Origin of the sequence: Microbacterium sp. OR21, from assembly GCF_047306785.1 — a bacterium.
GTDB lineage: Bacteria > Actinomycetota > Actinomycetes > Actinomycetales > Microbacteriaceae > Microbacterium > Microbacterium esteraromaticum_E.
Genome location: NZ_JAZEXJ010000002.1, coordinates 227661 through 251203 on the forward strand (window position 1 = coordinate 227661; position 23543 = coordinate 251203).

A 23543-nucleotide genomic window follows, 5' to 3' on the forward strand; every position below is an offset into this window, starting at 1 on the left:
GTCATGATCGACATCCACATCGCCGATGACGTCGCAGAGATCACGCTGAACGCCCCCGAGCGGCTCAACGCTCTCGACGAGCAGGCCCTGCACGGCCTGCACGCGGCGTACGACGAGGCCGAGCGGGTCGGTGTCAGGGCCCTGCTGCTGCGCGGCGAAGGGCGGGCGTTCTGCGCCGGACGCGACATCTCGGCCGTCGATCCGAGAGACGACGACGTGATGGGCTACCTCGGCGGGATCGTCACTCCCCTGCTGCAGCGCATGGCGGCGTTCCCGGCGCCCACCTTCGCGGTCGCGCACGGCGCCTGCCTAGGTGTCGGGCTCGGCCTGCTCATCGCCACCGACGTGGTCTACGTCGCCGAGTCGGCGAAGATCGGCTCGCCGTTCGCGGCCCTCGGCGCGACGCTCGACTCCGGCGGTCACGCCCTGTTCGCCGACCGGCTGGGCGCGCACAAGACGCTCGATCTGATCTACACGGGCCGGCTCATGTCGGGCTCCGAAGCCGTGGCATCCGGGCTCTTCTCCCGCGTCTTCGCCGACGACGAGGTGCGCACGGCGACCGAGGATGCCGCTCGCACCGCGGCTCGCGGGGCGACCGCGGCATTCCTGGCGAGCAAGCGACTCATCGCCCGCATCCGCGACGAGCGGCTCGCACTCTGGGACTCGATCGACATCGAGAACGCCGCGCAGGCCGCGCTCTGCGACACCGATGACTATCGCGAGGGCTTCGCCGCGTTCCAGCAGAAGCGCCGCCCGGAGTTCCGCGGCCGCTGACCCTGCTGCTCCGCCCGCCCGGCCGGTCCCGCGCCCCGCCCGACGGACGGGAAACGCCGGTACCCGGCATCCGCCACCAGCGTTTCCCATCCGGCACCCACCCGACGGATGGGAGACGCCCGTGCGCGCAACCCCCTGCTTCCGTGTCGGTGCCCGGTGCGAGGATGCCGGCATGATGCTCGCAGAGCTGCTCGCCGCGACCGACGAGGTCTCGGCGACGTCTTCCCGCCTGGCCAAGATCGACGCGCTCGCCCGGCTGCTCGCGGCCGCGCAGCCCGACGAGCTGCGTCCGCTGGTCGGGCTGCTGCTGGCCGCGCCGCGACAGGGCCGCCTCGGCGTCGGGTGGCGCACATTGAGCGGCCTCGACGTCTCGCACGCCGAGACCGCGACGCTCACCATCACCGAGGTCGACGAGGCGCTCGATGCCCTGGCCGCGGCATCCGGAGCGGGCTCGACCGCCGCGCGACAGGGCATTCTGCAGACACTCGCCGGTCGAGCGACGGCGGCGGAATGGGATCTGCTCTCCCGGGCGATGATGGGAGAGCTGCGCACCGGCGCGCTCGGTGGCGTGCTGCTCGACGCGATCGCCCGCGCGTCGGATCGCCCAGTGACCTCGGTGCGACGCGCCGCGATGCTGTCGGGCGATCTGGGCGAGACCGCGGTGATCGCGCTGACCGGCGGCGAAGACGAGCTCGAGGCCGTGGGGCTGGCGGTCGGGCGGGCCGTGATGCCGATGCTCGCGTCGACCGCAGCCACCCCTACCGCGGCGCTGGAGATCACCGGCGAGGCGTCGGTGGAGTACAAGCTCGACGGCGCGCGCATCCAGGTTCACCGCCACGGCGACGAGGTCGGCGTCTACACCCGCAGCCTCGCCGACGTCACGCATCGGGTGCCCGAGCTCGTCGAGATCGTGCGCTCGCTGCCGGCGCGCGACCTCATCCTCGACGGCGAGACGCTGTCACTCGATGAAGACGGCGCACCGCGGCCCTTCCAGGAGACGATGTCGCGCTTCGGCGCCGACGTCGCCCGCGAGCTGGTGCTGCGCCCGTGGTTCTTCGACATCCTGCACGTCGACGGACGCGATCTCATCGACGAACCCCTCAGTGCGCGACTTGCCGAGCTCGAACGGGTCGTCGGCGACTGGCGGATGCCCGGAATCGTCACCGCCGATGCCGACGAGGCCGAACGCCTCTCGCGCGAAGCCCTCGCGGCCGGGCACGAGGGCGTGCTGGTGAAGGCGCTGGACTCGCCGTACACGGCGGGGCGCCGCGGCACGTCGTGGGTGAAGGTGAAGCCGGTGCTCACCTACGACCTGGTCGTGCTCGGCGCGGAATGGGGATCGGGCAGGCGCACCGGGATGCTGTCGAACCTGCACCTCGGCGCCCGCGACCACGACGGCGAGTTCGGCGAACCGGGCGGGTTCGTCATGGTCGGCAAGACGTTCAAGGGGCTGACCGATGAGCTGCTGCGCTGGCAGACGCAGACCTTCCCCGCACTCGAGACCCGGCGCACGGCGGGCACCGTCTTCATGCGACCGGAGACGGTGGTTGAGATCGCGATCGACGGCGTGCAGCGCTCGCCCCGGTACCCGGGCGGCATCGCGCTGCGCTTCGCGCGCGTGAAGGGCTATCGGCCGGACAAGAGCGCCGGCGAGGCCGACACGATCCAGACGCTCAGGGCGCTGCTGCGCGGCTGAGCACCAGCATCACGCCGACGGCGCCAGCCCCTGATCCTCCTCGACGACGGTGCCCTTGAACGACCACGGGAAGTTGATCCACCGGTCGGTGTCCTTCCAGGCGAAGTCGGGCTGGATGATCGTCGACGGCTTGGTGTAGATGGTGACCGAGCGCACATCGGCGCCCTTCTCCTTGAGCAGCTGCACGGCGAGCGCGAGCGTGCGCCCCGAGTCGGCGACGTCGTCGACGAGCAGCACGCGGCGTCCGTTCAGATAGTCCATGTCGAGCTCGGGCGGCAGCACCTCCGGCGCGTCGAGCACGGTGCCGATGCCGGTGTAGAACTCCATGTTGATCGCACCGCAGTTCTTCACGCCCAGGCCGTAGGCGATGGCCCCCGCCGGCAGCAGACCACCGCGCGCGATCGCCACGACGACCTCGGGCACGAAGCCGCTGTCGATGATCTCGCGCGCGAGATCGCGGGTGGCCTCCCCGAATCCGTCCCAGGTGAGTGTCTCGCGCTCGATCAGTGCCTCAGTCACCGTTCCATTGTGTTACACGAATGGCATACCAGGTGAACCGATTCGGCCCCTCTTCTGGGTGGATGGGGTAGAAACGAATGAGGAGTCGCGTCACCCGCCGCCCTCCTCGCTCCGATACCCGAGGTCTTCCACCATGTGCCGCCTGTTCGCCTTCGTCGCTCCCGATCACTCCGCCGCCCGCCGGGAACTCGGTCGCGACGGCATGGAGAGCCTGCTCTCGCTCGCCCGGCTGCACGGCGACGGATGGGGCTGGGCGGGAGTGCGCGAGCCGGGTCAGCCACCTGCGGCACACCGGTCGGCGCGATCGGCCATCGGCGACGCCGCCTTCGAGCAGGCCGTAGACGCCGAGTGCCGTGCCGCGATCGTGCACCTGCGTTGGGCGACGGCGGGCCTTCCGGTCAACGACCGAAACGCGCATCCCTTCCTGGCGGACGGCATCGCGTTCGCGCACAACGGCTCGATCAAGCCGCTCGACCAGCTCAGGTCGCTGCTCTCGCCCGAGAGCGTCGCGTCGCTCACCGGCACCACCGACAGCGAGATGTACTTCGCGCTCATCCGCGAGAAGGTCGCCGAGGGGCTGAGTCTGCACGAGGCGACGACGCGGGTGGCCTCGCTGCTGCGCGAGCTGTTCCCGCTCGCCAGCCTCAACGCGCTGCTGCTCGACGACGAGGAGCTCATCGTCGTGCACGCCAGCGCGACGAGCATCCTCACCGAGCACGACCTGTCACGCCTCGCCCCGCTGGCGGATGTGCTCCCCAGCGAGCACAACGAGGACTACTTCGCGCTGCGCTGGCGCGAAGGCGACGACGGAACCATCTCGATCGGATCTACCGGTGTCGCCGGCAGCGGCTGGACTCCCCTGCCCGCGGAGTCGGTCACCGCCATCCGCCTTGCCGACCGCGCGACGTCGACGCTCGAGCTCGCGGCCGAGCACGCGCTGCACGCCTAGCGGCGACGCTTCTCGGCCCGCTCGCGCAGCTCCCGACCCTCGTCGATCGTCTTCTGCTCCTTCTCCTGCATCTTCCTGCTCTGCCGGTCGTCGCGCGGTGGCAGCTGGATGCTCTCCTCCGCCTCGATGCCCGCCTGCAGCTGACGACCGCGCTCCACCTCGGCATCGAACTCCGCGCCGAGCAGCAGCGACAGGTTCACGATCCAGAGCCACAGCAGCAGGATGATGACGCCGGCGATGCTGCCGTACGTCTTCTGGTAGTTGCCGAAGTTGACGACGTAGAAGAAGAAGCCGAGCGAGGCGATCACCATGATGAGAAGCGCGACGAAGGCACCCAGGCTCATCCAGCGGAACTTCGGCTGCTTCACGTTCGGGCTGCCGTAGTACAGGATCGCCACGGCGAGCACGGCGAGGATCGCGACGACCGGCCACTTGGCGATGCTCCACACGGTGACGGCCGCCTCGCCGAGTCCGATGGCCTCTCCGACGGCCTCGGCGATCGGACCCGAGACGATCAGCAGCAGCACGATCGCCACGGCGATGATCAGCAGCACCACCGTCAGCAGCAGCACCACCGGCCGCAGCTTCCAGAACGGGCGACCCTCGTCGATCTCGTAGACCGTGTTCATCGCCTGCGAGAACGCGCTGACATACCCGGACGCCGACCAGATCGCTCCCGCCAGACCGATGATGAGGGCGAGCCCTGCGGAGTTCGACTGCGCCAGCTGCTCGATCGGCTGACGCAGCAGCTCCACGACCGATTCGTCGGCCACACGCCCCAGCACGCCGACGAGCAGATCGGTGGTCTGCTGCGCCTGCCCGAACAGCCCCACCAGCGAGACGACGGCGAGCAGGGCGGGGAAGATCGCCAGCACGCTGTAGTACGTCAGAGCCGCCGCGAGGGTGGTGCATCGATCGCGCGAGAACTCGGCGACCGCGCGCTTGAGCACGTACTTCCACGAGGGCTTGTCGATCTGCGGCGGGGTCTGCGGCTTGCGAGCGTCGTCAGGCGCCGGCGCCTGCTGCTCTTTGGCGGTGCTGCTCTGCGCATCGCCCTGCGACGCCGGCTGCTCCAGGTTTCCCGACATGGTGCCCTCCGTGATGCTGTGCGGTCGCGTTCCGAGCATCCACTCTCGACCGGATGCCCGATTCGCACCACCGCCTCGACCTGGAGAGCCGCGCGAGCTATATTGCCGCGGCGCTACTATCGGAAGAGTCCGGTCACGACCGGTGCTCGAAAAAGGGGCACGAAGCACTCCGCGATGCAGCGAGAGACGCGAGACACATACGGATCCCTCCGTTCCTGTCTTGAAAGGCGCTTCACCATGCCCACCGTCTCCGCCCACGTGGCCCTCACCCTCGCCCAGCACATCGACCACGTCTTCGGCGTGATGGGCAACGGCAACGCGTACTTCCTCGATGCGCTCGAGAAGCAGACCGACGCCGTCTTCACCGCCGTCCGCCACGAGCAGGGTGCTGTGGTCGCCGCCGACGCGCACTTCCGCGCATCCGGTCGCATCGCGGCCGCCACCTCGACGTACGGCGCCGGGTTCACGAACACCCTCACGGCGCTGGCCGAGGCCGTCCAGGCGCACGTGCCGCTCGTGCTCGTCGTCGGCGACGAGCCCACCTCCGGCCCGCGCCCGTGGGATGTGGATCAGATCGCGATGGCATCGGCCGTCGGCGCGCGCACCTATACGACCGGGCACGCGGATGCCGCCGCCACCACCGTCATCGCGATCGAGCACGCCCTCACCTACCGCGTGCCCGTCGTGCTGGCGATCCCCTACGACGTCGCCGCGCTCGAGGCGGGACCCGTCGCTGCGGCTCCCGAGCCGCGGCTGCCGGCGCCGCTCGCCCCACGCGGTGACTTCGCGGACGGGATGCTCGACGAGATCGCTCACGCGCTGCGCTCGGCCGAGCGCCCGTTCCTACTCGCGGGCCGAGGAGCCTGGCTGTCCGGGGCGAGCGAGGCCCTCGGGCAGCTCGCCGACGCGACGGGCGCGCTCACGGCATCCACCGCTCTGGGCCGCGGCGTCTTCCCCGACACCCGATACGACCTGGGCGTGACCGGCGGGTTCGGCGCCGACGGCGCCATGGAGCTGGTGCGCGAGGCGGACGTCGCCGTCGTCTTCGGCGCCTCGCTCAACCAGTTCACGATGCGCTTCGGCGAGCTGTTCGCCCCGGGCACGCACGTCTTCCAGATCGACGTGGCACCGGCGGCGACGCACGCCAACATCGGCGGATACGTGCGCGCAGATGCGCGTCTCGCGGCCGAGGCACTGGTCGCGCGGCTGCACGACTCCGGAGAGACGACTGCGGTCGGCGCCGACACGCAGGTCGGTGGATCTGACGGCGGTCGGATCTCCGGACTCGGAACCCAGCCGTGGCGGGAGTCCGTCGACGTCGCCGCGGCCCGCGCCTACGCGGAAGGCGACGAGATCGCCCCCGACGGCCGCCTCGACCCGCGCTCGGCGGCGCGCCGCATCGCGGAGCTGCTGCCGGAGGACCGCGTGGTCGTCTCAGACGGCGGCCACTTCATCGGCTGGGCGAACATGTACTGGCCGGTGGCGGCGCCTGACCGCATGATGATGGTCGGCACCGCCTTCCAGTCGATCGGCCAGGGCTGGCCGAGCGTGGTCGGCGCGACCCGCGCCCGCCCCGAGCAGACGATCGTGCTGACCTCGGGCGACGGCGGCGGACTGATGGCGATCGCCGACCTCGAATCCGCCGTGCGCGCCGCCGCCGGCCGGGGCGTCGCGGTGATCTGGAACGACGCCGCCTACGGCGCCGAGGTCAACCTCTACGGCCTCAAGGGTCTCGCTGAGGGGCCGATGCTCATCCCCGAGGTCGATTTCGCCGCCTTCGCCGCGGCCGTCGGCGCGGAGGGCGTGGTCGTGCGCACGCTCGACGACCTCGAGCGGCTGCGCAGCTGGGCATCCGAGGATCCGGCGGAGCGTCGCTTCCTCGTGCTCGACCTGCGCATCTCGGGCGCGGTCATCGCGCCGTACCAGCAGGAGATCATCCGCGTGAACTCCTGACGCGGCACCCTCGCAAGAAACGCAGGAGACCACGCGAAACGCAGGAGCCGACCGTGAATGGGCTCCTGCGTTTCGTGCGAAGTCCTGCGTTCGGGAATCAGATCCAGCCCTTGTCCTGGGCCGAGCGCACAGCCTGCGCGCGATTGGCCGCGCCGGTCTTCCCGATCGCCGAGGAGAGCACATTGCGCACGGTGCCCGGGGTCAGGAAGACCTCCTCGGCGATGCGCCCTGCTGTCCGGCCATCCGCCGCCAGACGCAGCACCTGGCGCTCTCGCTCGCTGAGGGGGTTCGCGCCCTCGAACAAGCTCTGCTCTGCGAGAGAGGGATCGAGGACCCGCAGTCCTGCGTGCACGCGACGCACTGCGTCCGCGAGCTGCTCGGCCGGGGCATCCTTGGCGACGAACCCGGCAGCACCGGCGTCCAGCGCCGACCGCAGGTACCCCGGGCGGGCGAACGTCGTCACGATCAGCACGCGCGTGCCGGGGCAGGCTGCGCGTACGGCACGCGTTGCCTCGATCCCGTCCATCCCCGGCATCTGGATGTCCATCAGGCAGACGTGCGGTCGCAGTTCGGCGGCGAGACGCACGGCATCCGTGCCGTCGGCCCCGGTGCCGAGAACGGTCATGTCACCTTCGAGCTCCAGCAGCGCCGCCATGGCCCCGCGGATCAGCGCCTGGTCGTCCACCAGAAGCAGACGGATCGCGTCGGCGCTCACCAGGTCACCTCGACGTGCGTGCCGGCGTCGGAGCGCACGGAGAAGGCGGCCCCGGCCGCCGCGGCGCGCTCGCGCATCCCCCGCACCCCGTTGCCCTCCCTGCCGCCCGAGCCGACGCCGTCGTCATGCACCTCGAACCGCCCCGGCGCGATGCTCACGCTCACGATGCTCGCGCGAGCGTGCCGGAGCACGTTGGTGGTCGCCTCGCGCAGGATCCATCCCGAGGTGAGCGCCTGCGAGGGGGACAGCGCATCGGGCTCACCGCTGACGCGCACGTCGATATCCGCCGCCCGCAGCGCTTCACGGCTCGCGGCCAGCTGCTCGACGAGCGCTGCCACGCGGGCACCGGCGACGGTCGACCGCACGCCTGCGATGGCCTCGGCCGTGAGCTCTTCGATGGCCGCCAGCTCCTCCTTGGCCCGTTCTGGGTCGGAGTCGATGAGCCGTCGCGCGAGCTGCGCCTTGAGTCGCACGACGGTGAGCGAGTGTCCGACGAGGTCGTGCACGTCCCGCGCCACCGCCTCCCTGCCCTCGCTGGTCGCCAGCTCGCGTCCCAGCGCCTCGGCCTGCGCCGAGCGGATGATGAGCCACGTGGAGACGGTGTTGACAACACCGACCATGGCGATGATGGCGAGTACCGAGGCATAGCTGCGCCCCTCCGGGGCGAACAGCACGGTTGCGGCGGTGACGGCCAGGGAAGTGATCGTGGTGATCCAATGCCAGGGTCGGGTGAGACCGTAGGAGGCGAACGACATGATGAACGGCAGGAAGCTCAGGGCCGAGCCACCCTCGGCAGGCACGGACACCACCGCGCATGCGATGAGCGCGGCGAAGATGATCCACTGACCCTTCCGCGGAGGGTCTCCCACTGCGTTGCCGTCGGCCATCCCGCGAATGAATCCGACGACGTACAGCACGGCGAACGCGGTGATGGCAGTCCAGCCGATCACCACCCAGTGCGCCTCGGCCCGCGAGCGCAGCAGGGCCATGACCGGGTAGATCAGGAAGACCAGCCAGACGACTGCCATCAACCACCCGAAGCGCTCCCAGGGGTTCTTCACCGCGTGCGTGGTCACCGTTCGACCTTATCGGCGCGCGCGCGAGCGCTTGGCGCCGGCCACCACGAGCAGGACGAAGAACGCGGTCCATGCGCCCATGTTCAGCAGGAGCGCCGACAGCGGATCGCTCTGACCGGTGGTGAGAGTGCCGTCGGTGAGCGGCCAGCGTGCCAGGGCAGCGAAGCCGTACATGGGCGTGAAGCGGGCGATCTCGAGCATGATGCCGTCGAGCGGCATGAACACGTTGCCCAGGAACCCGAAGAAGGTCATCGAGATCGATGCCAGCGCCGCAGCGGAATCGCTGTTGAAGAACAGCCCGACGCCGAGCCCGTACAGGCCGAACATCAGCCCTGCTCCGAGGATGATCGTCGCTGCGGCCGCCCACCGCCACATGTCGTCGGCCTGCGCTCCGGTGGCGAACCCGGCGATGAACACGGCGACCAGGGCGAGCACGGCGAAGATGAGCGCATTGATGAGCTTCGTGAGCGCGTATCCGGCGGTGCCGAGCGGCGTCATCGCGAGCTGGCGGCCCCAGCCCTGCTTGGCCTCGGCTGCTGCGAGGGACGAGAGCGAGCTCATCGCGACCGCGGTGCCGTAGGCGGCCATCGAGACCATGATGTAGAACGACACGTTGCCGTGTCCTGCGGAGAGGTGGCCGACGTCGCCGCCTGCTCCGAAGAGCAGGTACATCGCGACGGGCATCGCCAGCGTGAAAGCGAGGGTGTAGGGGTTGCGCAGCTGACGCAGCGCCTCGACGCGCAGCATGGTGGGCGAGATGGTGGTCATGTCAGTTCTCCGTCAGGGTGGTGAAGGCGGTTTCGAGGGTCGGCGCGACGATTTCGAGATCATGCGCCCCTGAGGCGAGAAGAGCGGATGCCACGACATCCGAGTCGGCTGCGCGAAGGCTCACACGGCCGGCGTCGACGCGCAGATCGGTGACGCCGGGACGAGCATCGAGGACGGTGAGGAGCTCGCGCGCGCCCTCGGCGGGCAGCGTTGCGGAGAGCGTGCGTGCGCCGAGGCTGGCACGCAGCCGGTCGGTCGGAGCGTCGGCGACGATTCGACCGCGGTTCATGACGACGGTGCGTCGGGCGAACTGCTCGGCCTCCTCGAGATAGTGCGTGGCGAAGACGATGGTGCGGCCGGCATCGGCATCCGCCCGCATGACCTCCCAGAACCGGCGGCGGGCGGTGACGTCCATCCCGGCGGTGGGCTCGTCGAGCACGAGGATGTCGGGGTCGGCCACCAGCGCCAGTGCGAACTTGACGCGCTGCTGCTCTCCTCCTGAGCACTTCGCTACGCGCCGGCGTGCGAGCCTGAGCAGGTCGGCGCGCTCGAGCGTCTCCGGCACTCTGCGGAGCGCCTCCCGGCTGTGCAGCGAAGCGATGACCTCGACTGTCTCACGCACCGACAGGTCGGAGAGAAGCCCTCCGGTCTGCAGGACGGCGGCGATGCGCCCGGAGGCTGTCGCGTGCGCCGGCGCCTGACCGAAGACGGCCACGCGCCCTTCGCTGGCAGGCGTCAGACCGAGGAGCATGTCGAGCGTCGTGGTCTTGCCCGCTCCGTTCGGGCCGAGAAGCGCGACGATCTCGCCGCGGTGCACAGTGAGGTCGAGGCCGGCGACGGCGTCGACGCGGCGGTCGCTCGCGCCGTAGTGGCGGCGCACTCCCTCGAGGACGATGGCGGGCGAACGCTCGGAGATGGACACCGGCGGTTCTGCCGGGACGGTGAGAGTGGTCATGCATCCACTCTCACGGCGCGCGGTCCCGCGAGCAGGAGTGCGCTGTCACGCCTTCCGCGTGACACCTGTCACGTGCTGAATGGGGCATCCGACCCCGCGCGGATCACAGGAGAACGCGCGAAACGCAGGAGCCGATCCGGGCTCGGCTCCTGCGTTTCACGCGAATTCCTGCGTTTCGCGAGCGCAGAGCCGACGATTCAGGATGCCGGCAGCAGGGCTCCCTCGAAGAACGCGGCGAGCTCGTCGACCGCGTCGAGGGGCAGGATCGCGGCGACGTACTGGTCGGGGCGCACGACGACCACGACGCCGCCGCGCGACAGCTCGCGCGCCTCGAAGATGTCGTTGTCGTTCCACTTGCTGGGAGCCGACGCGTACACCTTCTCCCAGTCGGTCAGGCCCAGCGGCCCCGTCTTCGGTGCGAACAGCTCGGGCACGGTCGTGACCTCGACATCCTCGTACGAACCCTGGTGGATCGCCTTCACGTCGAACACGGAGTCGACGTCGGCATCCGCCGGGGTGAACCGCGCGAAGACCGCCGCCGCCTGCGCCGCCCAGGCGTTCAGTCGCTCGCCCGAGGCGTCGCCGAAGGCGTAGACGCGCCAGCGGCCGTCGGCCCGGGCATGGTGGCCGAGGTGGATGACGTTGCCGTCGCAGACGCGGGTGACCTCGGCCGACTTGAACCGCTTGCCCAGCGGGAAGCCGGCCGCGAGTGCCTGGTGCGCGTCGGTGCCGGTGATCATCGACGGGGTGTACTGCGTCATGAACCCCGAGGGGAACTCGGCCGTGCCGAGGTAGAAGGTCGCGAGCTCCTGGGGGTCGGAGATCTCCTCGGGCTTGCGGGCCATCAGGCTCGACCACTCGCGATCGAAGTCGATCAGCTGCTGCGCGACCGGCTTGCGCTCGGCGCCGTAGGTGGCGAGCAGGGTCTCGGGGCTGCGGCCGGTGAGCACCGAGCCGAGCTTCCAGCCGAGGTTGAAGCCGTCCTGCATCGAGACGTTCATGCCCTGGCCGGCCTTGGCGCTGTGCGTATGGCACGCGTCTCCGGTGAGGAAGACCCGCGGGGTGCGCCCGCTGTCGTCGATGACGTCGTCGAAGCCGTCGGTCACCCGGTGCCCGACCTCGTAGACGCTGTGCCAGGCGATGTCCTTGACGTCGATGGAGTACGGATGCAGGATCTCGTTCGCCTTGCGGATGACGGTCTCGATGGGCGTCTGGCGCACCCGGTGGTCGTCGTCGGCGGCGACCTCACCGAGATCGATGTACATGCGGCTGAGATAGCCGCCCTCACGCGGGATGTGCAGGATGTTGCCCGCCTCGGCGTTGATCGCGCACTTGGTGCGCCAGTCGGGGAAGTCGGTGTTCACCAGCACGTCCATGACGCCCCACGCGTGCGCCGCCATGTCGCCGACATGCGTGCGGCCGATGGCCTTGCGCACCCCGCTGCGCGCGCCGTCGCAGCCGACGACGTACTTGGCGCGGATGGTGCGCTCGGTGCCCTTGTCGTCGACCTGCACCTCGACCGGATGCTCGCCCGAGTCGTGCACCGTGAGGCCGAGGAAGGCCACGCCGTAGTCGGGCACGATGCGGCCCGGTCCGTCGGCGGCCGCCTCCGCGAAGTAGTCGAGCACGCGCGCCTGGTTGACGATGAGGTGCGGGAACTCGCAGATGTCGTAGGCGTAGTCGGCGGTGCGCGCGGTGCGCACGATGTTCTGCGGGTTCTCCGGGTCGGGGCCCCAGAAGTTCATCCAGCCGATGTTGTACGCCTCGGCGACGATGCGCTCGGCGAAGCCGAACGCCTGGAAGGTCTCGACGCTGCGCGGCTGGATTCCGTCCGCCTGGCCGAGCACGAGACGCCCGTCGCGCTTCTCGATGATGCGCGTGTTCACGTTCGGATACTGCGACATCTGCGCGGCGAGCAGCATGCCCGCAGGGCCCGAGCCGACGATGAGCACGTCCACCTCGTCGGGCAGCGCGTCTGGCCGGTCGATGCCCAGACCCTCGGCGGGAAGGACCCGTGGGTCGTGGGAGACATAGCCGTGGTGGTGGAACTGCATCGTCGTCGATTCCTTCCGGCGTGTTCTATATTGGAACACAGCGTTCTACTATTGAACAGATCGTATACGAAGGGCGTCACGCGCCACAAGAGAACAGGAGTCGCCGATGGCCTCGGCACCCGCATCGCAGACGCTCAGCCGCGGCATCCGGATCCTCGAGATCCTCGCCGATGGCCCTCTCTCGATCGATGACGTCGCCGCGCGCCTCGAGGTGCACCGCTCGATCGCCTACCGCCTGCTGCGCACGCTCGAGGATCATCGGCTCGTCGTCCGCGACGCATCCGGCCGGGCGGCGCTGGGGCCGCGGATGGCGGCCCTCGCCGCCGGCGTCGCGCACGACCTGCAGGCCGAGGCCCTTCCCGAGCTCACCGCGGTCGCAAACGAGCTCGGCCTCACCGCCTTCCTCACCGTGCTCGACGGCGACGAGGTCATCACGCTGACCAGCGTCGAGCCCCGCCACGCGCTCGCGAACGTCGCGCAGCGCCCCGGCGCCAGGCATCCGGTCACGGTGGGAGCGCCGGGCAAGGCGATCCTCACGCAGATGCGGGAGGTCGACTGGCCCGCGGCGGATGCGGCGCTGCGCGCCGAGGTCGCCGCCGTGGCCGAGCGCGGCTACGCGGTCAGCCACGACGAGGTGATCCCGAATCTGCGGTCGATCGCCGTGCCGCTGCCGCTGCGCGGCAAGCGCCCGGCCGCTCTCGCCGTGGTTCACATGGCATCCCGCATCCCGGATGCCGAGATCGCCGACCGCCTGCAGCGATCGGCGATCACGATCCGCGCCGCGCTGGACGGCTGATCGCAGCCGCCCAGCACGGACGCTCAGGCCCTGGCGAGCCCGTGGATCGGGCTGACCGCCTGCTCGGCCTCGTGGTCGGGGCCGAGCGGAATGCCGCTGCGGTCGCGCAGCAGCAGCGTCGCGATGAGTCCGATCACGGTCATACCCGCGAGGTACCAGGTGATGCCCGCGGTGGAGTTCGTCGCCTGGAAGATCGCCTGTGCGATCATCGGCGAGAACGCGCCGCCGAGGATGGCGCCGATCGCGTACGAGATCGACACCCCGGAGAAGCGGATCGACGCTGGGAACAGCTCGGCGTAGAGGGCCGCCTGCGGCCCGTACGTGAGTCCGAGGCCGATGGTGAGCACGACGAGCGCGATCGCGAGGGATGCCACCGTTCCGATGTTGGTGACGGGGAACAGCAGGAACACACCCAGCAGCTGCAGCACCCATCCGGCGATGTACGTGTTGCGTCGGCCGATGCGGTCGCTGATCCATCCGGCGAACCAGGTGGAGATCAGCCAGGTGACACCCGAGAGGGCGACCACCCAGAACACGGCGGAGGTGTCGAGCTCGATCGGTCCCGGCGTCGCCGTGGCGTAGCGCTGCATGTAGCCACCGGTGGTCATGTAGCCGACGGCGTTGTTGCCGGCGAACACCAGGGCGGCGATCAGCACGAGCGGCGCGTGGTGGCGCAGCAGCTGCACGATGGGCATGCGCGTCTCCTCCTTGCGCTCAGCGATCTCGGTGAACACCGGGCTCTCCGAGACCGTGCGTCGCACCCAGTAGCCAACGCCGATCAGCACGAGCGAGAGCAGGAACGGCACACGCCAGCCCCATTCCAGGAACGCGTCACCGGGCGCGATCTGCGCCATCAGCGCGAGCATCATCGAGGCGAGAAGCAGACCGATCGGCACGCCGATCTGGGGCGACGCGCCGAACAGGCCCCGCTTGTGCTTGGGCGCGTGCTCGACGGCCATCAGCACGGCGCCGCCCCATTCGCCACCGGCTGAGATGCCCTGCACGACGCGCAGGAGGATCAGCAGGATGGGCGCCCACACGCCGATGGCGGCGTGTGTCGGCAGCAGGCCCACCAGCGTGGTCGCGCCGCCCATGAGCAGCAGCGTGAGGACGAGCATCGGTCGACGGCCGAGCTTGTCGCCGAAGTGGCCGGCGAGGAAGGCGCCGAGCGGACGGAAGAGGAAGCTGACGCCGACCGTGAAGAACGACACGATCTGCGCGAACTCCTTGCCCATCGGCTCGAAGAACAGCGCCGCGAAGACCGTGGCCGCCGCGAAGGCGTAGATGAAGAAGTCGTACCACTCGACGGTGGTGCCGACGACGGTCGCGATGACGACGCGCCGCCGATCATCCGCGCTGGCGATGGTTCCGGTCGGTGTGAACCCGTCGGGGTGGGCCGCGGCCCTTCGACGGCCTGCGTGATCGCTCATGATGCTCCTTTGACGACTCTGTCGGGGTGGGGATCGGATGCTTGCCACCCGCGTTCGGATCATATACGATTTCGAATACGACGCACAAGACTCCTCGAGTCAGCCCGTGCACCCACGCAAGGAGGCGCCCTATGGCCGAGCTCGCCCGCCCCGGCAAGATCATCGCGATCCACCTCAACTACGTCTCGCGCTCCGACCAGCGCGGCCGTCGTCCCGCCGCCCCCTCCTACTTCTTCAAGCCGGCCAGCTCGCTCGCCGGCACCGACGGCGTCGTCGAGCGCCCCGCCGGCACCGAGCTGCTCGCCTTCGAGGGCGAGATCGCGCTCGTCATCGGCACCGCCGCCCGCCGCGTCTCGGTCGACGGGGCGTGGTCGCATGTGGCATCCGTCACCGCGTCGAACGACCTGGGCCTGTACGACCTGCGTGCCAACGACAAGGGTTCGAACGTCCGCTCCAAGGGCGGCGACGGCTACACACCGGTCGGCCCCGACCTCATCGACGCGTCTCGGGTCGATCCTTCAGCTCTCCGCGTTCGCACCTGGGTGAACGGCGAGCTCGCGCAGGACGACACCACCTCGGGCCTGCTCTTCCCGCTCCCCCAGCTCGTCGCCGACCTCTCGCAGCACTTCACCCTCGAGCCGGGCGACATCATCCTCACCGGCACACCCGCCGGTTCCAGCGTGATCGTGCCGGGTGACGTCGTCGAGGTCGAGGTGGATGCTCCGGGTGCCCCGGGCGCCCCCTCGTCGGGACGCCTGCGCACCACGGTCACTCAGGGCGAGATCGAGTTCGACCCTGCGCTCGGCTCGATGCCGGCAGTCGACGACCTGCAGCGCGCCGAGGCGTGGGGCTCGCGCGAGCTCGCCGGCCTCCCTCCCGTCGAGCAGCCGGCACCGGGGCTCTCCCCCGAACTGCGCACCAAGCTCGAAGCCGCACCCACCGCCGGGCTTTCGAGCCAGCTGCGCAAGCGCGGCCTGCACTCCTGCTTCATCGACGGCCTCTCCGCCAACCTGCCCGGCGCCAAGATCGTCGGCACCGCCAAGACCCTGCGCTTCGTGCCCGCCCGCGAGGACCTCTTCAAGAGCCACGGCGGTGGGTACAACGCCCAGAAGCGCGCGTTCGATGCCGTCGGCGAGGGCGAGATCATCGTGATCGAGGCACGCGGCGACGAGACCACCGGCACCCTGGGCGACATCCTTGCACTGCGCGCCCGCACCCGCGGCGCCGCCGGCGTCGTCACCGATGGCGGCGTGCGCGACTTCGACGCCGTCGCCGAGATCGGGCTGCCGGTGTTCTCGAAGGGCGCGCACCCCTCGGTGCTCGGCCGCAAGCACGTGCCGTGGGAGTTCGACGTCACCATCGGCTGCGGCGGCGCGACCGTGCAGCCCGGCGACGTCATCGTCGGCGACGGCGACGGCGTGATCGTCATCCCCGCACACCTCGCCGAGGAGGTCGCCGATGCGGCTCTCGCGCAGGAGGACGAGGATGCCTGGATCGCCGAGCAGGTCGCCGCGGGCCACCCCGTCGACGGGCTGTTCCCGATGAACGCCGAATGGCGAGCGAAGTACGAGGCGAGCCGATGACGACTCTCGTGCGCGAGGGCAGCAAGTCCGAGCAGGCCTACACCTGGCTTCGCTCACGCATCGCCTCGCACGCGTACGGCCCCGGCTACCGCCTCGTGCTCGGGGCGATCGCCCGGGAGCTGCAGATGAGCGTCGTGCCGGTGCGCGAGGCGATCCGCCGTCTCGAGGCCGAGGGCTTCGTGACCTTCGAGCGCAACGTGGGCGCGCACGTGTCGCTGATCGACGAGGACGAGTACGCGCACACCATGCAGACCCTCGGCCTGGTCGAGGGCTCGGCGACCGCGCTGTCCGCTCCCCTGCTCGACGAGGAGGCGCTCGAGCGCGCCGAGCGGATCAACGAGCAGATGCGCGACCTGCTCGAGCACTTCGACGCGCACCGCTTCACGCAGCTCAACCAGCAGTTCCACTCCGTGCTGTTCGAACCGTGCCCGAACCCGCACATCCTCGACCTCGTGCACCGCGGGTGGGGCCGGCTCTCGGGCATCCGCGACTCCACCTTCGCCTTCGTGCCGGGCAGAGCCCGGCACTCGGTCGAAGAGCACGCTCAGATCCTCCAGCTGATCCGCGCGGGCGCCGAGCCGCTCGAGATCGAGCTGTCCGCACGCAACCACCGCTGGCGCACCCTGGACGCGTTCCTGGCTGCCCGGCATTCCCACACCAGCGAAGAAGGACGATGATGACCGACGTCTACACCCCCGCCGACCTGCCCTCGAAGATCCAGCACTACATCGACGGCGAGTTCGTCGACTCGATCGACGGCGACACCTTCGAGGTGCTCAACCCCGTCACCAACGAGACCTACGTGCACGCGGCCGCCGGCAAGAAGGCCGACATCGATCGTGCCGTCGACGCCGCCCGCCGTGCGTTCACCGAGGGCCCGTGGCCGCGCATGCTGCCGCGCGAGCGCTCGCGCGTGCTGCACCGCATCGCCGACATCGTCGAATCGCGCGACGCGCGCCTCGCCGAGCTCGAGTCGTTCGACTCGGGCCTGCCGATCACCCAGGCACTCGGTCAGGCGCGTCGCGCGGCCGAGAACTTCCGCTTCTTCGCCGACCTGATCGTCGCGCAGGCAGACGACGCCTTCAAGGTGCCCGGCAAGCAGATGAACTACGTCAACCGCAAGCCGATCGGCGTCGCAGGCCTCATCACGCCGTGGAACACCCCCTTCATGCTGGAGTCGTGGAAGCTCGGACCCGCGCTCGCGACCGGCAACACCGTGGTGCTCAAGCCCGCCGAGTTCACTCCGCTGTCGGCCTCCCTCTGGGCGGGCATCTTCGAGGAGGCGGGCCTGCCGCAGGGCGTGTTCAACCTCGTCAACGGCCTGGGTGAGGACGCCGGCGACGCGCTGGTCAAACACCCCGACGTGCCCCTGATCTCGTTCACCGGCGAGAGCCGCACCGGCCAGATCATCTTCGGCAACGCGGCCCCCTTCCTGAAGGGTCTGTCGATGGAGCTGGGCGGCAAGAGCCCGGCCGTCGTGTTCGACGACGCCGACCTCGACACCGCGGTGGATGCCTGCGTCTTCGGCGTCTTCTCGCTCAACGGCGAGCGCTGCACCGCCGGCAGCCGCATCCTCGTGCAGCGCGGGATCTACGACGAGTTCGTCGAGAAGTTCGCCGCGATCGCGAAGCGGGTCAAGGTCGGCCACCCGCACGACCCGGCCACCGAGGTCGGCGCGCTGGTGCACCCCGAGCACTACGAGAAGGTCATGAGCTACGTGGAGATCGGCAAGAGCGAGGGTCGCCTGATCGCCGGCGGCGGCCGCCCCGACGGCTTCCCGACCGGCAACTACGTCGCCCCGACCGCCTTCGCCGACGTCGCACCTGATGCCCGGATCTTCCAGGAGGAGATCTTCGGCCCCGTCGTGGCCATCACCCCCTTCGACACCGAGGAGGAGGCGCTGGCCCTCGCGAACAACACCCGCTACGGCCTCGCCGCCTACATCTGGACGAACGACCTCAAGCGCGCCCACAACTTCGCGGGCGCCGTGGAGGCCGGCATGGTGTGGCTGAACTCGAACAACGTGCGAGACCTGCGCACTCCGTTCGGCGGCGTCAAGGCATCCGGACTCGGACACGAGGGCGGCTACCGCTCGATCGACTTCTACACCGACCAGCAGAGCGTGCACATCACCCTGGGCGCGCCGCACAACCCCGCCTTCGGCAAGCAGGACCTGGACGACCCGGACCCCCGCTGACCCGGCCGCCGTAACACCCAGAGCAAGGACGCTGACATGACCGACCACGCAGGCAAGACCCTCACCTCCTCCGGCTTCTACGTGAGCCAGGAGGCGCCGATCCACACCGACGACCCCGTTGCGACGCCCGTCGCGAGCCCGCCTGACATCCTCCGCTGCGCGTACATGGAGCTCGTCGTGACCGACCTCGCCGCATCGCGGCAGTTCTACGTCGACATCCTCGGGCTGTACGTCACCGAAGAGGACGACAGCACGATCTATCTGCGCTCGACCGAGGAGTTCATCCACCACAACCTCGTGCTGCGCAAGGGCGAGGTCGCCGCCGTGGCCGCGTTCTCGTACCGGGTGCGCACCCCCGAGGACCTCGACCGCGCGGTGGCGTTCTACACCGAGCTCGGCTGCGACGTGCGCCGCGAGGCGGGTGGGTTCGTCAAGGGCATCGGCGACTCGGTGCGCGTGGTCGACCCGCTCGGCTTCCCGTACGAGTTCTTCCACCAGAGCGAGCACGTCGAGCGGATGTCGTGGCGCTACGACCTGCACATCCCCGGCGAGCTGGTGCGGCTGGACCACTTCAATCAGGTCACCCCCGACGTGCCGCGCGCGGTGCGCTACATGCAGGACCTCGGCTTCCGCGTCACCGAGGACATCCAGGACGGCGAGGGCACCGTGTACGCCGCGTGGATGCGCCGCAAGCCCACCGTGCACGACACCGCGATGACCGGCGGCGACGGACCGCGCATGCACCACGTGTGCTTCGCGACGCACGAGAAGCACAACATCCTCGCGATCTGCGACAAGCTCGGCGCCCTGCGCCGCTCGGACGCGATCGAGCGCGGCCCCGGTCGCCACGGCGTCAGCAACGCGTTCTACCTGTACCTGCGCGACCCCGACGGTCACCGCGTCGAGGTCTACACGCAGGACTACTACACCGGCGACCCGGACAACCCCGTCGTCACCTGGGACGTGCACGACAACCAGCGCCGCGACTGGTGGGGCAACCCCGTCGTGCCGAGCTGGTACACCGACGCGTCGCTGGTGCTCGACCTGGACGGCAACCCCCAGCCGGTGCGCGCCCGCACCGACTCCAGCGAGATGGCCGTGACCATCGGCGCCGACGGCTTCTCGTACACCCGCGCCGACGAGGGCGAGAAGTCGATGCCCGAGTGGAAGCAGGGCGAGTACAAGCTCGGACACCAGCTGTGACCCTCCCCGCCGAGACCATTGCGGCGCTGGCCGCCGAGCTCGCCGAGGCCGAGCGGACGCGCGGCGTGATGCCGCGCATCACCGCCCGGCATCCGGATGCCACGGTCGAGGACTCGTACGCGATCCAGGGCGTCTGGCGTGACTCGCAGGTCGCTGCCGGGCGCCGTCTGGTCGGCCGGAAGATCGGCCTGACCTCGCGCGCCATGCAGCAGGCGACGGGCATCTCCGAGCCCGACTACGGCGTGATGTTCGACGACACCGTCTACCGCTCGGGCGCCGAGATCCCGTTCGACGCGTTCTCGAACGTGCGCATCGAGGTCGAGCTGGCGTTCGTGCTGAAGACGCCGCTCGAGGGTCCGGACTGCACGCTCGACGACGCCCTCGCGGCGATCGACTACGCCGTGCCGGCGCTCGAGGTGCTCAACTCGCACATCGAGCTCGAGGGCCGCACCATCGTCGACACGATCAGCGACAACGCCGCCTACGGCGCGATGGTGCTCGGCGACGTGCACATGCGACCCGACGAGATCGACCTGCGCTGGGTACCCGGCGTGCTGTCGAAGAACGGTCAGATCGAGGAGACCGGCGTCGCGGCGGGCGTGCTCGGGCATCCCGCGACCGGTGTGGCGTGGCTGGCGAACAAGTTCCACCAGCACGGCGCGCGGCTGGAGGCCGGAGAGATCATCCTGGCAGGATCGTTCACACGGCCGATGTGGGTCGAGCGCGGCGACGAGGTGCTGTGCGACTACCGCGAGATGGGAACGATCGCATGCCGCTTCGTCTAGAGCCCACCTTCCGTGATGCGCTGGCGGCCGCCGATCGCCCGCTGATCGGGATGTGGCTGAGCACCGGCACGACCCTGAACGCCGAGATCTGCGCGGGTTCGGGCATCGACTGGCTGCTCATCGACATGGAGCACGGCCCGAACACGGTCGTCTCGGTGCAGCAGCAGCTGCAGGTGATCGCCGCGTACCGGGTGCCGACGATCGTGCGGGTGCCGGTGAACGACCCCGTGATCATCAAGCAGGTGCTCGACGCCGGCGCGCAGAACCTGCTCGTGCCCATGGTCGGCTCGGCTGCCGAGGCGCAGGCCGCGGTGGCCGCGGTGCGGTACCCGCCCGAGGGCGTGCGCGGGGTCGGCTCTGGCCTCGCCCGCAGCGGACGGTGGGGCCGGGTCGCCGGCTACGTGCCGAACGCGTCCGACACCGTCTCGCTGTTCGTGCAGATCGAGTCGGCGGATGCCGTGGACGCGGCGGCCGACATCGCCGCCGTCGACGGGGTGGACGGCGTGCTCGTGGGGCCCGCTGACCTCGCCGCGTCCATGGGCGTGCCCGGTCAGCAGTCGCACCCCGAGGTGCTCGCTGCCGTGCATCGCGTGTTCGAGGCGGTCACCGCGGCCGACAAGAAGGTGGGCGTGAACGCGTTCGACCCGGCCGGCGCCGACGCGTACCTCGCCGCGGGCGCGCACTTCCTCTCGGCGAGCGCCGACGTGACGATCCTCGCCCGTGGCGCCGAGGCCCTCGCGGCGCGGTTCATCCCGGCATCCGCAGCCGACCAGACCGACACGTACTGACTGACGCACGCATGTCAGGATGAGCAGGTGCACGATCCGAGGATGAAGCGGTGAGCCGCGCGATCGCGGCGATGGCCGACCGCAACTTCCGCTGGTTCTTCCTCGCCCGCGCCATCACTCTGGTGACCGGGTCGATGTCGTCGATCGCGCTCGCGTTCGCGGTGCTCGAGATCGACAACGACCCGTTCAGCCTCTCGCTCGTTCTGACCGCCTTCACGCTGGCGAACATCGTCTTCGTGCTGTTCGGAGGCGTGGTGGCTGATCGGCTCCCCCGTGCCCTGGTGATCCAGGCCTGCTACGTGCTCGACATCGTCTCGATCGGCACCATCGCGGCGCTACTGTTCACCGAGACGGCGACGGTGCCGGCGGTCGCGGCACTGGCAGCGCTCAACGGTGCGTCGACGGCGTTCGTCATGCCTGCGATGCAGGGCATCATCCCGCAGCTGACCAGCCCCGAGAATCTGCAGCAGGCCAACGCCATGCTCTCGTTCGTTCGCTCGGCCGTCACGATCGGCGGGCCCGTGATCGCCGGCATCCTCGTCACGACGGCGGGACCGGCCTGGGCGATGCTCGTGCAGATGACGGGATGGCTGATCGCCATCCCGATCCTGGCGATGGTGCGGCTGCCTCCGCCCGCGGGCGACGGCGGATTCTCGCTTTTCTCCGACCTGCGCACCGGATGGACGGAGTTCTGGAGCCGATCCTGGCTCGTCGTTGTCGTGCTCGCGTTCATGATCATGTACGCGATCCACGTCGGCGCGTGGGGCGTCGTCGGTCCGTACATCGCGAAGAACGACGAGCGACTCGGCATCGCCGGGTGGGGCTGGGTGGTCAGCGCGGAGGGCGTCGGCGTGCTGCTGATGACCCTCGTGCTGATGTGGCTGCCGCTGCGGCGACCGCTGCGGTTCGGGATGCTCGGGATGAGCCTCTTCGCGATCCCGCTGACCATGCTGGGCGTGCATCCGGCCGTCGTGCTCGTGGCGATCGCGGCGTTCCTCGCCGGGGCCGGTGCGGAGGTGTTCAGCACAGGCTGGAACGTGGCGATGATGGAGAACATCCCGATCGACAAGCTCAGCCGCGTCTCGAGCTACGACATGCTCGGCAGCTTCGTGGTCATGCCGATCGGCACGCTCGTCTACGGCTGGCTGATCACGCACGCCGACCCCGCGACGGTGCTGATCACCTCGGGCATCCTCTACGCCGTGATCGCCGTCGGCACCACCTTCGTGCCGACCGTGTGGCGGATGGGTCGGGTGGAGGCCGCGACGGTCAGAACCTGATCGGACCGCCCGTCAGAGCGAGCGCTCCGCCGCCTCCACCACATTCGTCATCAGCAGGGCGACGGTCATCGGGCCGACACCGCCGGGGTTCGGCGAGATGAAGCCCGCGACCTCCGCGACATCCGGGTGCACGTCACCGTAGACCTTCGACTTGCCGGTCTCGGGATCGTCCTCGCGGGTGACACCCACGTCGAGCACGGCGGCTCCGGGCTTGACGTCCTCGGCGCGGATGAGGTGCTTGACCCCGGCGCCGGCGACGATCACGTCGGCCTGGCGCAGGTACGGCGCCATGTCAGGGGTGCCGGTGTGCACCTGGGTGACCGTCGCGTTGACGTCGCGGCGCGTGAGCAGCAGGCCCATCGGCCGGCCGATGGTGACGCCGCGACCGACGACGACGACGTGCTTGCCGCCCAGGTCGTACCCGCTGCGGTGCAGCAGCTCGATCACCCCTCGCGGCGTGCACGGCAGAGGCGTGTGGATGGGGCCGTTGACGTTCAGCACGAGGCGCCCGAGGTTCGTCGGGTGCAGTCCGTCGGCATCCTTCGCCGGGTCGATCCGCTCGAGGATCGCGTCGGTGTCGAGGTGCTTGGGAAGGGGCAGCTGAACGATGTAGCCGTGGCACTCGGAATCGGCGTTGAGCTCGTCGATCAGCGCCTCCACCTCGGCCTGCGTGGCGTCGGCGGGCAGTTCGCGCTGGATCGAGTTCATGCCGATCGCCTCGGACTGCCGGTGCTTCATGCCGACGTACAGCTGCGAGGCGGGGTCGGCGCCGACCAGCACGGTGGCGATGCCCGGCACGACGCCGCGCTCACGCAGCGCCGCGACGCGCTCTGCCAGCTCGCCCTTGATGGCGGCGGCGGCCGCCTTCCCGTCAAGGATCTTCGCGGTCATGGGGTCCTCCTTCGGCGAGAAATCCCATTCCGCGTGAGAAACC

21 protein-coding genes are annotated in these 23543 nt (G+C 69.8%); 12 read left to right on the plus strand and 9 right to left on the minus strand.

The annotated features are described in order from the left end of the window. The first annotated feature begins 3 nt into the window (after positions 1–3). Together V2S04_RS05725 and V2S04_RS05730 are read left to right on the plus strand one after the other, a co-directional pair. Complete coding sequence (locus V2S04_RS05725) at positions 4–774, plus strand: enoyl-CoA hydratase/isomerase family protein (RefSeq protein WP_413637476.1); 771 nt, start codon at positions 4–6, stop codon at positions 772–774. A 172-nt stretch (positions 775–946) separates the two neighbouring features. Then, a complete protein-coding gene (locus V2S04_RS05730) occupies positions 947–2470 on the plus strand; it encodes an ATP-dependent DNA ligase (protein ID WP_413637477.1) in 1524 nt (507 codons plus the stop codon). Between the two features lie 9 nt (positions 2471–2479). Here V2S04_RS05730 and V2S04_RS05735 read toward each other — a convergent pair whose 3' ends face one another. Further along, positions 2480–2989: a phosphoribosyltransferase gene (locus tag V2S04_RS05735; RefSeq protein WP_413637478.1), complete on the minus strand. Its 510-nt coding sequence runs from the start codon at positions 2987–2989 to the stop codon at positions 2480–2482. A gap of 133 nt (positions 2990–3122) precedes the next feature. Here V2S04_RS05735 and V2S04_RS05740 point away from each other — a divergent pair, with 133 nt between their 5' ends. Further along, complete coding sequence (locus tag V2S04_RS05740; protein ID WP_413637479.1) at positions 3123–3938, plus strand: class II glutamine amidotransferase; 816 nt, start codon at positions 3123–3125, stop codon at positions 3936–3938. Here V2S04_RS05740 and V2S04_RS05745 read toward each other — a convergent pair. Further along, complete coding sequence (locus V2S04_RS05745; protein ID WP_413637480.1) at positions 3935–5026, minus strand: YihY/virulence factor BrkB family protein; 1092 nt, start codon at positions 5024–5026, stop codon at positions 3935–3937. The two genes, V2S04_RS05740 and V2S04_RS05745, sit on opposite strands and share 4 nt — an antisense overlap. Positions 5027–5263: 237 nt before the next feature. Here V2S04_RS05745 and V2S04_RS05750 point away from each other — a divergent pair, with 237 nt between their 5' ends. After that, positions 5264–6979, plus strand: a complete 1716-nt coding sequence (locus V2S04_RS05750) for a thiamine pyrophosphate-binding protein (RefSeq protein WP_413637481.1) — start codon at positions 5264–5266, stop codon at positions 6977–6979. A gap of 97 nt (positions 6980–7076) precedes the next feature. On the opposite strand, the gene V2S04_RS05755 is transcribed toward V2S04_RS05750, so the two are convergent. The 5 genes from V2S04_RS05755 to V2S04_RS05775 all read right to left on the minus strand — a co-directional run bounded on the left by V2S04_RS05755 (position 7077) and on the right by V2S04_RS05775 (position 12547). Beyond that, on the minus strand, positions 7077–7694 hold the full coding sequence (locus V2S04_RS05755; protein ID WP_413637482.1) for a response regulator: 618 nt from the start codon (positions 7692–7694) through the stop codon (positions 7077–7079). Continuing rightward, positions 7691–8770, minus strand: coding sequence for a sensor histidine kinase (locus tag V2S04_RS05760; protein WP_413637484.1), 1080 nt, complete (start codon positions 8768–8770; stop codon positions 7691–7693). The genes V2S04_RS05755 and V2S04_RS05760 overlap by 4 nt, the downstream gene beginning before the upstream one ends. A gap of 9 nt (positions 8771–8779) precedes the next feature. Next, entirely contained in the window at positions 8780–9538 is a 759-nt protein-coding gene (locus V2S04_RS05765) for an ABC transporter permease (RefSeq protein WP_413637485.1), read from the minus strand. A gap of 1 nt (position 9539) precedes the next feature. Next, positions 9540–10493, minus strand: a complete 954-nt coding sequence (locus V2S04_RS05770) for an ABC transporter ATP-binding protein (protein WP_413637486.1) — start codon at positions 10491–10493, stop codon at positions 9540–9542. A gap of 197 nt (positions 10494–10690) precedes the next feature. After that, a complete protein-coding gene (locus V2S04_RS05775) occupies positions 10691–12547 on the minus strand; it encodes an FAD-dependent monooxygenase (RefSeq protein ID WP_413637488.1) in 1857 nt (618 codons plus the stop codon). Between the two features lie 106 nt (positions 12548–12653). Between V2S04_RS05775 and V2S04_RS05780 the strand changes: the two genes are divergently transcribed. After that, a complete protein-coding gene (locus tag V2S04_RS05780; RefSeq protein ID WP_413637489.1) occupies positions 12654–13343 on the plus strand; it encodes an IclR family transcriptional regulator in 690 nt (229 codons plus the stop codon). Positions 13344–13366: 23 nt separating this feature from the next. Here V2S04_RS05780 and V2S04_RS05785 read toward each other — a convergent pair whose 3' ends face one another. Continuing rightward, positions 13367–14773 carry an MFS transporter gene (locus tag V2S04_RS05785; protein WP_413637490.1) on the minus strand — a complete coding sequence of 469 codons (1407 nt, stop codon included), beginning with the start codon at positions 14771–14773 and terminating at the stop codon, positions 13367–13369. A gap of 131 nt (positions 14774–14904) precedes the next feature. Between V2S04_RS05785 and V2S04_RS05790 the strand changes: the two genes are divergently transcribed. From V2S04_RS05790 to V2S04_RS05820, 7 genes are read left to right on the plus strand one after another with little or no spacing between them, the layout of a single operon-like run. Then, the gene (locus tag V2S04_RS05790; RefSeq protein ID WP_413637491.1) at positions 14905–16356 is read left to right on the plus strand and encodes a fumarylacetoacetate hydrolase family protein; all 1452 of its coding nucleotides are present in this window, start codon (positions 14905–14907) and stop codon (positions 16354–16356) included. Beyond that, the gene (locus V2S04_RS05795) at positions 16353–17033 is read left to right on the plus strand and encodes a GntR family transcriptional regulator (RefSeq protein ID WP_413637492.1); all 681 of its coding nucleotides are present in this window, start codon (positions 16353–16355) and stop codon (positions 17031–17033) included. Before V2S04_RS05790 ends, V2S04_RS05795 begins: the two co-directional genes overlap by 4 nt. Next, entirely contained in the window at positions 17033–18553 is a 1521-nt protein-coding gene (hpaE, locus tag V2S04_RS05800; RefSeq protein WP_413638108.1) for a 5-carboxymethyl-2-hydroxymuconate semialdehyde dehydrogenase, read from the plus strand. The genes V2S04_RS05795 and hpaE overlap by 1 nt, the downstream gene beginning before the upstream one ends. Positions 18554–18589: 36 nt before the next feature. Next, entirely contained in the window at positions 18590–19756 is a 1167-nt protein-coding gene (gene hpaD, locus V2S04_RS05805; RefSeq protein ID WP_413637494.1) for a 3,4-dihydroxyphenylacetate 2,3-dioxygenase, read from the plus strand. Then, positions 19753–20541, plus strand: a complete 789-nt coding sequence (locus tag V2S04_RS05810) for a fumarylacetoacetate hydrolase family protein (protein ID WP_340088714.1) — start codon at positions 19753–19755, stop codon at positions 20539–20541. The genes hpaD and V2S04_RS05810 overlap by 4 nt, the downstream gene beginning before the upstream one ends. Beyond that, on the plus strand, positions 20526–21329 hold the full coding sequence (locus V2S04_RS05815) for an HpcH/HpaI aldolase family protein (RefSeq protein WP_413637495.1): 804 nt from the start codon (positions 20526–20528) through the stop codon (positions 21327–21329). Before V2S04_RS05810 ends, V2S04_RS05815 begins: the two co-directional genes overlap by 16 nt. A gap of 50 nt (positions 21330–21379) precedes the next feature. Further along, complete coding sequence (locus V2S04_RS05820) at positions 21380–22609, plus strand: MFS transporter (protein WP_413637496.1); 1230 nt, start codon at positions 21380–21382, stop codon at positions 22607–22609. A gap of 12 nt (positions 22610–22621) precedes the next feature. On the opposite strand, the gene V2S04_RS05825 is transcribed toward V2S04_RS05820, so the two are convergent. After that, complete coding sequence (locus V2S04_RS05825; protein WP_413637497.1) at positions 22622–23500, minus strand: bifunctional methylenetetrahydrofolate dehydrogenase/methenyltetrahydrofolate cyclohydrolase; 879 nt, start codon at positions 23498–23500, stop codon at positions 22622–22624. Positions 23501–23543: the final 43 nt, after the last annotated feature.